Consider the following 15372-nt stretch of genomic DNA (forward strand, 5'->3'; position numbering starts at 1 on the left):
AATTACTCCTATTTGTGATTAACGCAGATTAAGCGTTATCAACTGTTGTTCAATGTGATTAAGCGAAGCGTCAGTAAGTGGCTGCTTCCAAGGGTAGCTATTAAGTAGACGTACAGAGCTTCTGATTATTGGGTGATTAAGTGGTAATGAGGCAAGCAAAGAATCAGTTCCTTCTATAATTTGTTTTGTTTGTTGTACACGCTGTACTTGCTCGAAGCCGACGGTCAGCGCCCAGCTACTGATGATGATCTCTTCTATGACTTCAGACAAGTTTGGCACAGCTTCAAGCTCTCCTGCATTAATACCTTCGGCGAGTGCCACTTTAAAAGAGGATTCACAGCGAGACTGGGCTTCAATAATTTTACCGGTCCAGTAAATAGAACCTTTTTTGATTACAGCTTCATTGGTGGCGTATGTTTGAAGTGCGTAATCAAACTCGAATAACTGGAGCTTTTGAGGTGATACTAAGCTAATGGCGATGATTTTTTCAGGGGCAGTGAGTTCAAGGGCCAGCACTTGGGTAAATACATTGGAGAGGTGAGTAAAAGACTCGTTGGCAAGGGCTAATACGATGTCTTCTTTACTTTGTACAAATTTATAGACAGACCCCATAGAAAGTCCGGCAATACGCGCAATTTTTGCCATGGTGAAGTCAGTAATTGATGACTCATTGATACATTGCTCGGCGGCTGAAAGGATCATCTTTTGCTGAGTTTGTTGGTCATATTTTGGCGCAGGAGCCATACAAGTACCTCTAGATTAACAGTTTTGACTTTTATTCGAATGGTGTTCGAATGCGGTTATTCTATGCTTGTAATCTTCTTTGTCAATCTAGGTTTTTATAAAGATTTTTATCTAGTTGTTTTGTTGGGAATAAAAAATCATAATTTTAAGCTGCGCACTTGATGATCTTTTCGAGAACGTTTAGTTTTACGGTGGTTTTTATGAAATAAAGGAGATATGCAAAATGAACTTGAAGAAAAAAAACCTTAAACAGCTAAGTGAAGATCTGCACTTAAACCCTAAGCAAACCGATATGGTTGCTGGTGGTGCCAAGCCGCCTGTGCGACTGATGTGTACGACAACTTTAGATACCGAAATGAATCATTAATTAAAGATTTAAGTACTGTATCAGCTGGCCTTTATCGGGCGGTTATTATATGGCCTAGTTAGATAAGGCTCTTCCAAAGCATACTGTTAAGCCTGTAACTTGGCTAAGTATGCTTTTTAGGCTTAACGGCTTTTTACAATCCTCTTTACCCAACAACATAATTCATACGTGATTGACTACCGTGCATATTGCTTTAACTGACTTTGTGCATGCTTTGATTAAATATTTCAAACTGCCACTCGTATTAATAACAAAGAACAAAAGAGTTTAGTTATGGCTGTAGGTAATTATCGAAAAGCACAGGTATTAAAAAGTGAATTTTTAACACCGAATATGAAACGTATTGTTTTAACTGGAATGGATTTAGCCAGTTTTCCAGAAGGGTTTGAAGCCGGATATGTAAAGTTACTTTTTACTAAACAAGGCAGAGTATTACGCGAAGATGAAGCTTTCGCGCAGTTGGCAAACAATAATATTATGATGCGAACCTATACAGTGCGCGCATTTGATAAACAGGCTCAGCAATTGACGATTGACTTTGCACTGCATGAAAAAGAAGGCGCAATAGCACCCGCTTCTGACTGGGCTAAAACCGCTCAACTTGGTGATGAAATCATTGTTGGCGGGCCGGGTAAAACAATTGGTGTTGATCACAGTGCTGATTGGTTTTTATTAGTAGGGGATATGACCGCACTGCCAGCCATCAGCTGTTATTTAGAAAGCTTGCCTGCGAGTGCTCATGGGCGTGCAGTAATTGAAGTGACCAGCCCAGAAGATATTCAAGATTTAAATAAGCCCAGTGGTATTGAGGTTATCTGGCGAGTGAATGCCACACCGGGTAAAAATAGCCCTTTGCTTAACACTGTTAAAGACATTGACTGGCAGCAAGGAGATGTATTTGTATGGTGTGCATGTGAGTTTGATACCATGAAGGCGCTTCGCCGTTGGTTTAAAAAGGAAAAGGGGCTCGAAAAGGAGCAGATGTATGTCAGTAGCTACTGGAAATTAGATTGCACAGAAGAAGAACATAAAGCGGAAAAGCTCGCTGATTCATACCTACCAAGTTGATCTCAATACGCTTGATTTTTGCGGGCCCACCTTTGCCATTGCTGATTTTGTTATGGGCAATGGTAAGAGTGGGCCCTGCAGTGGCTATTTAAATCGCACTCAATTTGCTGCATTGATGAATTTAATCCTATCAGAAGAGTTAAACTTATTCTGTCACATAGCATGACGGTGCACTCAGTAAACAGATTTAGTACCTTTTTAATCTACAAACTCGCCGAGTTGTAAAGTGTGTTGATGGACAGAGAGCTGTCAGTTATTTGTCTGCTCCACTCAACTAATGTGAATTAGCCATAACATAACGTTTATGGTGATCTAACTTGAGATGACTTCGTGCCAATCAATAAGTATAGTGGTCAATTATTTTTGACCACTATACTTATCCTATAAGTTGCCTTTCAACTCGGCTTCAAACTGATGGTGTGTATTTAAAACTTACTCAAGCTATATAGTGAGACAAGTCACTTTTGCTCATTTAGAGTTCTCATCGACTATTTTTTAGATTTGTGCGCTTTGTAAGCCTTTTAAGTTTTTATTTACTGTTTTACCACAGCAAAGCTCAATAGTTTTAGTAGATGTGTGGTCTAATTGATTCCCCTGCCACGCAATATAACCATCTGGACGAATGAGTGTGAATAAGCTCTTATAGCGTTCTTCTACCAATTGTTTATTCAAATAAACAAACTTTATCGGTAAGTGCTGAAACTGTTGAGTGTCTAGTTGCTTTTGTTCTGGTTCAAATAAACAAAGTAACACAAAACCCTGTCCAAATAAGTCTAAAATCGATTTATCTCTTTCAATATATAAATGAGGGGCTCGACACCCAACGAGTGCTTGATCCTGCCAATCAACAGACTTGTCAACATCACCGCCTTTGCACACAACATCAGAGTGATACCTTGATCCTAAATGAATATCTGGTGAGTTAAACTCTCGGGCAGCTTGTTGGTCAATCAAAAGTGCCTTAAAATCTGCTCGACATTGCTCACCTGTGGCAGAATCATCGTCAATATGCGTAGGGACAGGCCTTTTGAGTGTACGCATTAGATTTGACTTAGACTCTTCCAAACTCATTAATGCGACAGGTCTACGCTCTTGCTCGTATGTATCTAATAGGGTGTCATCAGCATCTCTATTAAGTACTGCTGCTATTTTCCATGCTAAATTGTCTGCATCAGCAATGCCTGTGTTCATACCGTACCCTCCTGAAGGAGAAATAACGTGCGCAGCATCTCCAGCTAATAGAACACGTCTATCTCGATACTTATTTGCTACCCTATGTGACAGCTCCCAGCGAATACTGGACTTAATATAGATCTGCGTATCAAATTTAACTGCTTTTTTTACCATTGCAATTGGATCAATCACTTCATCAGTTTGAGGCTTTACGGTAAGGCGGTATAAACTCTTTCCATCCATAGATCTTAATGGATACCTCAGCCCGCTAGAGGTGACCATAAAGTGAATCATGGAATTGTTATCCCCAAGCAAATCATGAAGGTAAGGGGCTTCAAAAAGAATATTCTCAAACACAGTACTTGGGTGGTGCTGCTCAAACTCTATATTACATCCTTGTCTAATTTGACTACGACCGCCATCGCACGCAACGATATATTGCGCTTGAAATTCTGTTACATCATTAGTTTTAGTATGCTTAGCTTGTACTACAACACCTTTATCATTCTGTTTAAAGTCAATGACTTTAGTATTAAGCAGCAACGGGCCTTCGGGGTATGCTTGTAAGTGGCTTTGTAAATTAGGGCATAGCCAATGGTGGGGACAAACGGCTTCAGTCTCTGGTGAAAAGCTATGTTTGATGCCGTTTAAATAATTACCTCTTTTCAGACGATATATTTCATGCCCACCCAATCCTGTTGTCCATGTCACATCCATTGGGTGTGATTCTGGCCATCCACTTTTATATAATTGAGCGCTCACACCAAGCTTACGAAATATCTCCATAGAACGTACGCCGACTGTACCAACTCTTGGATGATTTATTAGCCCATCTGTTTTCTCTAAGATTACAAAATCAACCCCTAAGTGCTTGAGGCTTAAAGCCATCGTTAAACCGACAGGGCCACCACCAACGATGATTACTTGCGTATTAATACTTTTCATATTTAACGATCCTAGTTAAAGCAAGGCTGCTATCTTTAAGTTTAAATACAACAACCAACATCTATATTACTGTCAATAAGAAACTAATGAGATTTGTTTGTCTGCAATAATAATTTGATATTGTAAGGTTATCAAGGTAAATAAAAGGATATCAGCATGTTGAGTTTTTAATTTTACATGTAAGAATGATGGGTCATTTTTATAGCAAACATAACCTTAGAGTCAAAGAAGGGGTTATACGCTTAACGATACTTAACTGAATTTGGATCACAAATGAAACAATATCCCAAATTGCCTGAAAAGTGGCAGGCTTCTTACATTAGTCAATGGTGCCCTATGAACCCAGATAATTTTGTTTCTAGTGGCATGGCATGGTTTGACTATAGCCAAAGAAAATATGCGATTGAGGGGCTGTCTAATCCATGGAGCGTTTCAAAAAATGGTTATCAACTTTGGATTTCTGAGAAATGCTGCGGAGAAAAGGCGGTTATCAGACGAAAAAAAAGGCTTATTTTCCCAGACCGAATTGAAACTGAATTAGAAACAGATGAATATCAAGGTAAACACCCTCTACCTAGAAATGTTCTAGAAATTTGGCAAGCTAGGATGATTGGCAATGAAACCATTGACGGTATTGATGCTCAAGTCTGGCAATCTAAATCCAAAGACAAATTACTCTATCTCTCTTCACAAGAAAAACTTCCATTGCGTCTTGAACTTCAAAAGGGAGAGCAGATCCATGTAAAAACATTTGTTGATGGCAAAATCACGGTTCTCAATAATCATGTTTTTGACTTCGAACCCGAATCAAACAAGCAAGCCCCCTTTGATCCAAGGCATGCGTCTGTCATTGCATCTCCCTACGCGATTTATGAAAAGTATCGTAAACACGATCCCGTTCACTTCGGTGTGCCGCTACATAAAGGTCTTAAGGGCACTTGGTACATATTTGCATACGATGATATTAATAAGGCTTTAAAGTCTAAGAGCTTAATCAGAAAACCTCTCAATAAAGAAATCGCCTTAGTCCCCCCACTTTATAAAAAGTATGAATCTATTGTTTCCCAATGGTTAGTTTTTCAAGATCCGCCCGATCACACACGTATTCGCTCTACGCTTCAACGCGCGTTTTCAGGAAGAGCAATTAATAAAATGGAATCAATGATTGAAGGTATTGCGAAATCATTGCTCACACAAATAGAAGGAAAAACACAAGTCGAATTTATCTCTGAGTTTGCTTTACCGTTACCAATCATCGTTATTTGTCGTTTGTTGGGTATACCTGAAGATAGTCGCAAAGAATTTGAATCCTTGTCATTGGCATTACTTGACGCAAGTTTCTCTGTAAATAAAAAAGACAAGCGTGTTTTTGAAAAAGCTGAAGCTTCTATGCAAGCTCTAATTTCATATTTTGAGGAAATAATAGAAGAAAAAATCACAAACCCACAAGACGACTTGATCAGCCTCATGCTAGACAAAGAGGCCGATGATATTTTAACCAATGAAGAAGTTATCTCGAATTGTATTCATATTCTCAATGCTGGTTATGAAACAACAATTAATTTAATTTCAAAAGGTACTTATGCACTACAACAGGATCCGACATTTTATTTAAAAGTAAAACATAATGTAGAAAACATGTCCGACTTAGCAGAAGAGCTACTGAGGTTTGATGGCCCTGTTCATATGATAACACGCTGGGCAAGTGAAGATATAAAGATTGGTGGCCAACAAATTAAGCAAGGTGAGCAAATTGCGATGATGCTTGGGTCGGCAAATAGGGATCCACAGTTTTACTCTGAGCCAAATAAATTGCGATTTGGTAGAAAAAAGTCTCACTTATCCTTTGGTGGCGGGATCCACCATTGCTTGGGGGCTGTGCTCGCAAGGCTTGAGGCAAAGGTGGTCTTTCCTCTGCTTGAGGATTTTATTCTAAACTACAAAGTTGACATGAAACAAAGCCGACCGTATGAGTGGAATAGTTCTATCGTATTTCATGGTTTCAAAAAACTGCACTTTATTAGAAAGTAAACTTGTCTTGGCTGGTGCGACATATAAGTGTCGCACCAACCTAGATTACATATAATTTCAATAATGCATCTTATCCACTCACGGCTGACGGTTTCGCCTACGCTTGTAAGCACATTGTAAATTTGTTCAGGACTCCAATCGATACTAAGTAAAAAGCAAGCATATTCAATGCGCCTAGCCGGTATCTGATACTTGCGAACAGCCACATGCCTTTTAACAAAATAAGTATGCGCATTCTGAGGGCAATATTGCCCATGCGTTTGATTTCTTTTTAGTTCACGATACATCGTTGCATGGTGACACTTCACTTTTTTGGCTATTTCAGAGATTGAAATTCCTAGCTCCAAAAGGGCAGAAATCTGGTATCTTCTCTCCTCCGTCAACTGCTGATAACTCATAGTAGTATTGCTTGTTTCTTTGGCGAGAAGAGCGTACTACTTTCGGCAGTTGGCTTCCTCTCCTATACCTTTCTATGAGTGTCGCACTTATTATCTGAAATCAGGCTTTTTCGCATCGTAAAGTTTCCTTCTTATATTGATAGAAATTCTACTTATTAACTGTTTCAGTTTATGGTGGAGTTACAGCACCACTTTCGAAGTTTGCTTCATCCTCTACACTTTACATGAATTCAGAACTTATTATCTTAAATTACTTATAATTAATTTAATATCGAAATTAGATAATGAAGAAGGAAGTTATAAAGCGAAAGCAATTTAGTTGGTATTAAGTTTTAACCTATGTTGTGGTTGGTTTTTTAATAGCTGTTATAAGTCATGATAAATATTTTTAATGGTGAATGGTTTGCATTATTAAATTTTTAATGTATTTTTTTGTGTTCTTTTATGTCTTTTGATTTTGTGTTATTGCTTATATGGGTTTTGATTATAAAAATAAAGAGGTAAGGATGCGATTATCGGTATTATTTTTTCTTTTCATAATGAGCTCTATATCAAACGCAAATGAAGTGTACTTTAGAGGCAGTGAGTGTACAAAAGTGTCTGGAGGGAAAGACGTGCACTTGATGGAGAGAATGAATTTTTATAAAAATAACTCAAAAGATGAAGTGATCGCAGGTTTAAAAAAAGCACTTCTAAATAAGGCATACCAGAAAGCTTCACGTGGTACTAGCTATCTTATTGAATCAGTAAGATTTAAGAAAGCTGAAGAAAAAATAAGAGAAGGGAAAATAACTCGACACGCTCAGATCATTGGATCTCTTCACTTATCAGCTGTAAAGGGTTGCGAGCATGGCGAAGTAATAAAGGAAGGTGAGAGCGCTAAGCTTAGCCTTTTCTATCACTATTCAAAAATAGCAGTAGATAAAGTTCAGTCGGAACATGTAGTAGTTGAACAGACGGTATCGTCTTTAAAAATCAACGATAAGAGTATTTATGGCCTTGAACTGGGAGTCTCTTATCAAGATGCATTGAGGCAGGTTGGGAGATTTAGCTTCGATTGGCAAGTTAACGAACAATGGCGATTAGTCACATTAGGTCGTAATACTGTGTTATTTTTTGAGCAAGATGTACTTGTGGGGGGGCAATACCATAGACATTTATTACCCACAGTTTGGAGCAACCTTATAGAGCTATCGGCAACTAAACCATTATTAGAGGTTAATGGTACTGAAGTAAGTATGACTAATCATGCGATGTCTGGCGCAAATCTTACCTTTTTAGAAAAAAAATATAGCTTTCTTGATTATGATAAGTTCCGTATATCGGAAGACGAGGTTGAGTTAAGGCTATCCGGATTAGTTATTGGTAAAGTACCCAATGATAATGAGCTTTTGTTCTCTTTAGCGTGCTATGAAGAGAATAACGGGGTACAGGATTTTATAGACAAGCACCATACATCGTTGCCTAAATTTTACAATCAAACAGGTGAAATAGGCTTACTAACTGGGTGTAATCAAGTTTTACTGCTATGGAAAGATGAAAGATTTAAATCTCTTTTACTATCAGAACGTGCAAACTTTAATAGTGCTCAGTTTATTCACGCACAGGTACTTAGCAGAGGATTCTCAGACTGGTCTTTTTATGGTGTTAATTATCTACAAGGCATCGAGTCAAACAGCGAATTGCTCATAAAGCATGAAGAAGATGATGTATATGAAGTTAACGCTGGCGGCTGGCAAGGTTATTTTGTGACAGATGATGGGCTAGCTTTTCAAGGGAACTTTTATTTAAAGTTATAGTGTAGCTAATTAATTCAACTTATTTCCAATGAGTTAACTTGCATTTTTAAATTAAAGGTACTGTGACTTATATTAAACTGGCTTAGCTCTTCTTTATTTTAACTGGGTTTTTTACTTGTATGCTAATTGTTTTAGTGTGAGCTTTAAAAGGAGAGCTTTCAGTTTTTTTTTTGATTTTTTATAATTATAAAAATAATAAGGAAGTGTATGAAGTATATATTAATATTTTTGGTTTTCGTTAGTTATTATGCGAATGCTATTGTTATTCGTCATGACATTGAAGATAAGCAATATTTAGCGAAACCATCGGATTTTCCTGCACTTGCAACTTTTTATATTGATGGTGCACATGGCTCACTTATTAAGCCAAATTGGATAATTACCGCAGCGCATACGACATTTTGTTTGAAGCCGGGTACTAAAATAAAAACGACTAAAGGCAGCGCGATAGTTAAGCGTTTGCATGTACACCCGAAACACACCCCTGGTGTCAGTCATGATATTGCCTTAGTTGAGCTTTCTGAGCCGATTCATAAGGTTAGTCCAGCGAAATTATACCAAAAAACAAATGAGGCTGGGCGAGATATCTGGTTTATTGGTATCGGTGGAACAGGTAATGGAATAACAGGGATAACGGTAGATAATTATGACAATAAAGGTGTGCTTAGAAAAGCACAAAACCGAGTTGAGCAAGCAAAGGGGCCAATCTTAACATTTAAATTTGATAAAGGAGAAAAAGCGTTGCCTTTTGAGGGGATCTCTGGCGGTGGAGACAGTGGCGGGCCTGCGTATTTCAAACAGGGAAATGACTATTTCGTTTTGGGCTTAAGCTCCCGCTATGGCGGTGGGCCGTCAGAAAAGTATAACAGTGTAGAGGTTTATACTCGTGTTTCTTATTTTATGCCATGGATAAATGGCGTAATGACCGATCCTGAGCATTCAATTAAATCGGGTAAAAGCCTTGATAAGTTAAAACATCTTCCCGGTGGGCTAAAACCATCCGATTTACCAAGCTTATGTGAAGATATACTTTTTAGTGAAAAAGAGTTACTAGCGATTTAGCATAAGGCGGTAAGTTGGCCTGCACTTGCAAGCCAACATGCTTATTGTAGTTTTTGGAGGTTCATTTGCGGGTGATTTTGCATGACTTTGTTTAGTGTTTCTTGTTGACTATCATCAATTTCAACATGCAACACTAATGGGTGGTGTTCGCCTTGTGTTGAATCCTTGCACATCATGTAATATCTGACTAAATCTGTTCCAATCAACCCGCTCACCCAAAGACTAAACATCCCTAGGATCACCGTGCCTATTATCGCGGCTGTCGGTGGGATCAGCACCCACGCAACGGCACAGTATGCTGCTGTGATGATAGTGAACAACACCATTAACTCTGATTTCATAAGATGAACTATATGATTTGTCAAACAATCATGTAAGGGGTGGGGCTTATCATCGCAAATTGCACTGATATCTTCATTGTCAACATGCAGTGATTCTAGTTCGTCTTGGGTATCACGAAAGGCTTCATAGTCGTGACCTTTAATAACATAGTGGCTCATACAACCTCCTATCTAGATTTCTTGGCAATACGTGCGTACCACTAGTTAGGTTTACTATTAGACAAAAATGCTTCTTAGGTACACAGTGGAGGAATTGATTTTGAGTTGCACTAGCATGTTGGAATGTCCGAAGAATTTAAATAAGCGATTCTTACATTTAACTTAGATGTTTAGCATGGTTAGTAACATCAAAATTTACACTCAGGTATGAGAGCGTGAGTACACGCTCAATTCATTGTCGATCAAGTAGGTAAGTTAACGAGTTTAGCAATCTCATCGAGGTGTGTGAGCAGCGTATCTTGATTCAACTGTGTAAAGTCACGGTTTAAGGTGATTAAATCTCCAACCACATATGCTTTTTTGGCTGCTTCCAACATAGCAATGTCATTTTGATCATTACCCATGCAAATCGTGTTATTCATATCGAGGCCAATTCGTAAAAGCGCATTGAGCTTGTTACTGTTTTTTGGGACCACATCAAAACTATGGTAGCCATTGTGGTGGTACACATCATAATCACTCAAAACGGTACTGAGAAACGCTTTGACTTCTTCATGTCGGTGTTCTTCAAGCACTAAAAGCTTCACAATCGGTTGGTGTCTTGCTGATTGGTTGCATACTGGCTCTCTGCCTAGTTTTTTTACGTCCAGATGAAAATGATGTGACGTGGTGGAAATTGCATATTCTTCAAGGCCATCGAAAAGGTATGCAATGTTTTCTTTATCCAACCAGTCCAAGACCTCAACAATTTCATCTTTAACAAAGTGCAAAGCGTCTGTGACCTGTTTATTTTTGCTTATCATGGCGCCGTTGCAACCTATTATCTGGTGATCCCAAAACTGCTTTTCAATGACAGGCAGTGTATCTCTCAAGGGGCGTGCAGTTGCGAACAAGACAGTCGCGCCTTGTTGTTCAATTTTTAGCAGTGCGTCAGATACGGCATCTTGCATTGGTTGACCATGAAAAATTAACGTACCATCCAGGTCGAATACGACATTCATTACTTTACATCCCATTATTTAAGTTGCGTTTACTTTGCCAAAAACGCACACTACTAATTTAGTTATTGGTTCATATATTTAAGGTTTTAGCTCATTAATAAAATTAAACCAGCACCTGTTCGTTTTGCCGTCAATGAGTCTGTCAGTGTTAAGCATATTCAAAACAGCCCACTGTTGTTTGAATGGCATCAACATGATTGTTACGAGTTAATTTTAACTTTAGGGGCAAATGGAAAGCGCTTTTTAGCTGATGATGTGCATGCTTTTGAGTCTATTGACTTGGCATTAATTTTACCAGCAGAGCCGCATACTTGGGATAATACTGAGCAGCAAGCTCCTGTTGGTGATGTGGTGGTTGTGCTGTGGCCAAAGACACTATTTGCAGTTGATATCAGCGAATTTGAAGCCATACAAGCATGGCTAAGCGGGCTAGATCAAAGTTGTGTATTCTCAAAAGATACAGCTTTAAAAGTCAAAGAGTACATGTTTGAGATGAACACGGCGAGTGCGCTTAAGAGACTGACATTGCTAAGCGAAGTGTTGTTCATATTGATGCAGGCAAAAGTAATGCAGAGTGCGACTGTAAATGCATCTGCTACCAAGATAGCCAGAATGTCTCCGATATTGGAACTTTTGAAAAGTCGTATTGCGTGTTTGCCTAGCCTACCAGAGTTAGCTGGGGAGGTTAATTTGAGCGTTGCTACGCTCAAAAGGCTGTTTAAAAGCAGTTTGGGGATTAGTTATACACAGTATTGCCTGACGCTTAGGTTGAAGCGCGCAAAGCATTTACTTGCGACAACTGCTTTGCCTATCGGCGTGGTAGCATATCGATGCGGATTTAACAGCAGTGCTTATTTTAATCAGTGCTATAAAAAGCATGAAGGCATGACGCCAAATGCGTTTCGCAAGCAATTTGCATGGCGAAAACGCATTGTGCGGCGCTAGCATTCTAAATTGTGCATATCACAAGGTATGCGCGTTTTAATTAGAGTGTTTTTAGGTATTCTATCAACGCCATTTTTTCTTCATGGCTGAGTTTTTTACCTATTTTTCCTACCACCGTTTTATCGTCAGTAAAGGCATGACCGCTATTGTGGTTGCCTGCTTGGCGCGTATCCAATATGAAATATCCATTTTGATAGTCATCAGTTTGATTGGCAGGTTGCAGATCTGGTAGCTGGTTGAGCGCATTCACATGTTTACCTTGAGAAACGCCCACATTGATTGGGTCAAACTCTAGCCTACCAAGCTCAACAAAAGTGGGTCTTTCATGCGGTTCAGATAACAAGCTATAAAGGTTGGGAACGGAGCCATTGTGAAGGTAAGGCGCTGTTGCCCATATTCCATTTAGAGGGCGAGCTTTGTAAGCAAAGCTATGCCTGAGGCAATTTGGTCGGCCACCCTCAAGTTTCTGCTGCCACTCAGCACTTGTATAGTTTTGTCTAAACCATTGTTGATTGGTCTCTTCGACCACAGCACCCAGTGCAAGGGCAAAGTTACTTGTTGCGCTGTCTTTTACCGTGACAAACTGTAAATCTTCACTCATGTTTGTGGTTTTTTGCTGATCATCTACGTAAACACATAAGTCAGTATCAAGGCCAAGTTGCTTGGTATTGACGCTGCGATTTGGGAGCACTTTAGCTTGCGCTGGATCTGTGCCTATGTAATCCAAATGGACGAGTTGGAGCGCCAGATATTTCAAATCAGTTTGTTGCACTTCTCCATTTTGTTCATAACTGATTTTCTTCCAATGATCTTGCCAAAAATCAGGGCTATCCATCGGAGGCAAGTGGCAACTTTGACAGTTTTGGGTATATAGCACCTTGCCTTTGGTTGCTAATGTCATGTCTAGTGCAGGCAGACTGTCCGGCCATTTAGGTGCTTTTAACCCATTGATTTTACCAAGCTCTCCGGGAGTGTAATCTTTTAATGGGTATTCACCTGCCAACCACTGTTCAATGTTATAAAGAGACTTAATTGGGATTGAGCTTGCGAAAGTAGCTGGTTGCTGTTGTTGGTTAGTCGGAATTTGCATATCGACATAGGCTGCAACACCTAGTGCTTCGCCTGCATTTCGGATTAGCGGTTGCATAATTGAGCCATCATATTGCACCCAATCAAACCAAGATGTGGTCCATATGTGCGGATAATTTACCGGAGCTTCTATTGGGTTATAGTTTTCAGGTCGGTCCATGTTGTTAGCGAAGACCTTGTTGCCTATGCGGTTGAGCGCATCTAGGCGAGTAAAGCCTTCTGTGACGTTAATGGTATCTTGCCCCTTAGCAAGCTTGGCAACGGTCTCTGTGAGTGCCTTTTTGAGTTTGGCTTTACTGACAATATTGTAATTGCTACCCAGCACTTTTTGAGCGAAGCGTTCGAAGCGACCATCAAAGGGTGCAAGTTTGCTTGATAGTACAGTTTGACCAATGGCTGCCCCTAAAGATTTAGTGAGCAACCCCAAATCTGTCATTGCTGGGCCACCATCAACCACATACCGAGTGTTTTGATAAGTAAACTGTCCGGTGTGGCAAGCTGTGCATGTAAAACCGACCGCCGTTGCCTTACGGTTTAGACCAGGCATTGGGATACTCGACGTTTTTGCCAAACCTAATGGAAGTTGTAATTCAGTGGATTCTGTTTGTGTTGCATCGTTTAAGTTAATAAAACCTAACCGGTATATGTATTCAGTAAGAAAAGTTTTCTCTTGGCCAAATAAAATAAACCAAGGTGTGTTTTTCGGCGCTTCCAGTGCGACTAGCCATTCATAGGGAATTGGCAGCGTCGCTGTCCCTTGTGATGCATGGTATGGCCACTGATGGTTATAGTTATCGTTGTTTGGCCAACCGGTTTGATTGATAAATTGAGTGTCGAGGTGCTTGTATTGCGGTAATTTAGGGGGAGTAAGGGCATATTTTAGTTCACTTAACGCAGATAGGGTGCGAAAAGCTACCACAACAATGGCAAGGACAATGAGCGTAGATAGAACCCAGGGCCATCTCCTTTGCAGCCAGCCAAGTACAATTGGGTATTGATTGGACATATTATTCTCTGACGGTAGTTAGTATTGTTAATATTTTTACACAGCTCTATAACATGAGAAATTACAGCTGATTACAGCAAAGACGTAAAAATGATACTGTTGTGATTATAAAGTTTGTGGTCGAATATTTTATTTGTATCGTTAAATCAAAGCACTATAATTCTTATTGATTCATACTAATGTGTACTCAGTAAACTTGTGTGGTACGAAAAAAGGAGCTTTTTACTTATAGATTATGTTGTTATTCATGTCATTTTATTGAAATAAATACAGCAGTACGTTGATTGCATTATACATTTGTTCGTAAGCAGGTCAGGTTAAAGTGTTTTAGTAATAAAAATTCATAATTAATTTCATTTTTTTAACTAAGCTTAGTTCTTTAGGTTTAATTAGTGAGGTTTCTATGGACACATCTTCGATTGATCTGCAAAAAATCATGGATTTGGTGATTGAGCATGCTGTGAGCTTTGCGCCGAAACTTGCGTTGGCCATTATTACGCTGATAGTAGGCTTGTGGTTAATTTCTCTTGTAGGCAGCGCTATTGATTATTTGCTTGAAAAGCGGGATTTCAACATTTCGCTGAGAAAGTGGCTTAGTAGTGTAGCGACTGTTTTGCTTAAAGCGTGTTTATTCATATCCGTCATTTCGATGTTAGGTGTGAAAACAACCTCTTTCATTGCCATTTTAGGTGCTGCTGGCCTCGCTGTGGGTCTTGCCTTGCAAGGAAGTTTGTCAAACTTTGCCGGCGGCGTACTGATCTTGATTTTTAAACCGTTTAAAGTTGGCGATTACATTGTCGCCCAAGGTGAAGAAGGCGTTGTTGAAGCAATTGATGTGTTCTGTACTTTTTTAACGACGTTAGACAATCGCCGCATCATCCTTCCTAATGGGCCATTGGCGAGTGAGCAAGTAAATAATGTGACCCACGAACCAATTCGACGTGTCGATCTTAGCGTGGGAATAAGTTACAACAACAGTGTAGATGAAGCCGAAAAGGCACTATTGAATATGGCGAATAATGACGATCGTATTTTACAAGAGCCAGCGCCTTTCGTTGGAGTTGTTGGCTATGGAGATAATTCGATAGATTTGACGGTGTGGGTTTGGTGCAAAACGGATGATTATTGGGATGTTTACTTTGCGACGAATCGAGCGATAAAACCAGCGCTAGACAGCGCGAATGTTGCGATTCCTTACCCTCAAAGAGATGTGCATATTATTGATAAAAGCGCGTAAAATGAAA

The 15372-nt window shown here is 39.4% G+C and carries 13 protein-coding genes; 7 read left to right on the forward strand and 6 right to left on the reverse strand.

Going from position 1 to position 15372, the window contains the following annotated elements; all coding sequences use genetic code 11:
- Nucleotides 1-18: 18 nt before the first annotated feature.
- A complete protein-coding gene (locus tag L1077_RS07475; RefSeq protein WP_237136262.1) occupies nt 19-744 on the reverse strand; it encodes a TetR/AcrR family transcriptional regulator in 726 nt (241 codons plus the stop codon).
- Between the two features lie 223 nt (nt 745-967).
- Here L1077_RS07475 and L1077_RS07480 point away from each other — a divergent pair, with 223 nt between their 5' ends.
- Complete coding sequence (locus L1077_RS07480; RefSeq protein ID WP_237136263.1) at nt 968-1111, forward strand: hypothetical protein; 144 nt, start codon at nt 968-970, stop codon at nt 1109-1111.
- A gap of 273 nt (nt 1112-1384) precedes the next feature.
- Complete coding sequence (locus L1077_RS07485) at nt 1385-2179, forward strand: siderophore-interacting protein (protein ID WP_237136264.1); 795 nt, start codon at nt 1385-1387, stop codon at nt 2177-2179.
- A 495-nt stretch (nt 2180-2674) separates the two neighbouring features.
- Here the strand turns inward: L1077_RS07485 and L1077_RS07490 are convergent, their stop codons facing one another.
- A complete protein-coding gene (locus tag L1077_RS07490; RefSeq protein ID WP_237136265.1) occupies nt 2675-4297 on the reverse strand; it encodes an FAD-dependent monooxygenase in 1623 nt (540 codons plus the stop codon).
- Between the two features lie 273 nt (nt 4298-4570).
- Between L1077_RS07490 and L1077_RS07495 the strand changes: the two genes are divergently transcribed.
- Complete coding sequence (locus tag L1077_RS07495; RefSeq protein ID WP_237136266.1) at nt 4571-6328, forward strand: cytochrome P450; 1758 nt, start codon at nt 4571-4573, stop codon at nt 6326-6328.
- Here the strand turns inward: L1077_RS07495 and L1077_RS27685 are convergent.
- Nucleotides 6292-6726 carry a transposase gene (locus L1077_RS27685; protein ID WP_369334825.1) on the reverse strand — a complete coding sequence of 145 codons (435 nt, stop codon included), beginning with the start codon at nt 6724-6726 and terminating at the stop codon, nt 6292-6294. The genes L1077_RS07495 and L1077_RS27685 overlap by 37 nt on opposite strands.
- 632 nt (nt 6727-7358) lie before the next feature.
- Here L1077_RS27685 and L1077_RS07500 point away from each other — a divergent pair.
- Both L1077_RS07500 and L1077_RS07505 read left to right on the forward strand, forming a co-directional pair.
- Entirely contained in the window at nt 7359-8525 is a 1167-nt protein-coding gene (locus L1077_RS07500; RefSeq protein WP_237136267.1) for a hypothetical protein, read from the forward strand.
- Nucleotides 8526-8732: 207 nt separating this feature from the next.
- The gene (locus L1077_RS07505; protein WP_237136268.1) at nt 8733-9587 is read left to right on the forward strand and encodes a trypsin-like serine protease; all 855 of its coding nucleotides are present in this window, start codon (nt 8733-8735) and stop codon (nt 9585-9587) included.
- A gap of 41 nt (nt 9588-9628) precedes the next feature.
- Here the strand turns inward: L1077_RS07505 and L1077_RS07510 are convergent, their stop codons facing one another.
- Together L1077_RS07510 and L1077_RS07515 are read right to left on the reverse strand one after the other, a co-directional pair.
- Nucleotides 9629-10087 (reverse strand): hypothetical protein, encoded by a 459-nt coding sequence (locus L1077_RS07510; protein ID WP_237136269.1) that lies wholly within the window; start codon nt 10085-10087, stop codon nt 9629-9631.
- 242 nt (nt 10088-10329) lie between these two features.
- Complete coding sequence (locus L1077_RS07515) at nt 10330-11088, reverse strand: HAD-IIB family hydrolase (RefSeq protein WP_237136270.1); 759 nt, start codon at nt 11086-11088, stop codon at nt 10330-10332.
- 174 nt (nt 11089-11262) lie between these two features.
- Here L1077_RS07515 and L1077_RS07520 point away from each other — a divergent pair, with 174 nt between their 5' ends.
- Entirely contained in the window at nt 11263-12033 is a 771-nt protein-coding gene (locus L1077_RS07520) for an AraC family transcriptional regulator (RefSeq protein ID WP_237136271.1), read from the forward strand.
- 40 nt (nt 12034-12073) lie between these two features.
- Here the strand turns inward: L1077_RS07520 and L1077_RS07525 are convergent, their stop codons facing one another.
- The gene (locus tag L1077_RS07525; protein ID WP_237136272.1) at nt 12074-14128 is read right to left on the reverse strand and encodes a di-heme-cytochrome C peroxidase; all 2055 of its coding nucleotides are present in this window, start codon (nt 14126-14128) and stop codon (nt 12074-12076) included.
- 403 nt (nt 14129-14531) lie between these two features.
- Here L1077_RS07525 and L1077_RS07530 point away from each other — a divergent pair, with 403 nt between their 5' ends.
- Nucleotides 14532-15365: a mechanosensitive ion channel family protein gene (locus tag L1077_RS07530; protein ID WP_237136273.1), complete on the forward strand. Its 834-nt coding sequence runs from the start codon at nt 14532-14534 to the stop codon at nt 15363-15365.
- Nucleotides 15366-15372: the final 7 nt, after the last annotated feature.

Source organism: Pseudoalteromonas luteoviolacea, from assembly GCF_021654285.1.
GTDB classification, from domain to species: domain Bacteria; phylum Pseudomonadota; class Gammaproteobacteria; order Enterobacterales; family Alteromonadaceae; genus Pseudoalteromonas; species Pseudoalteromonas luteoviolacea_J.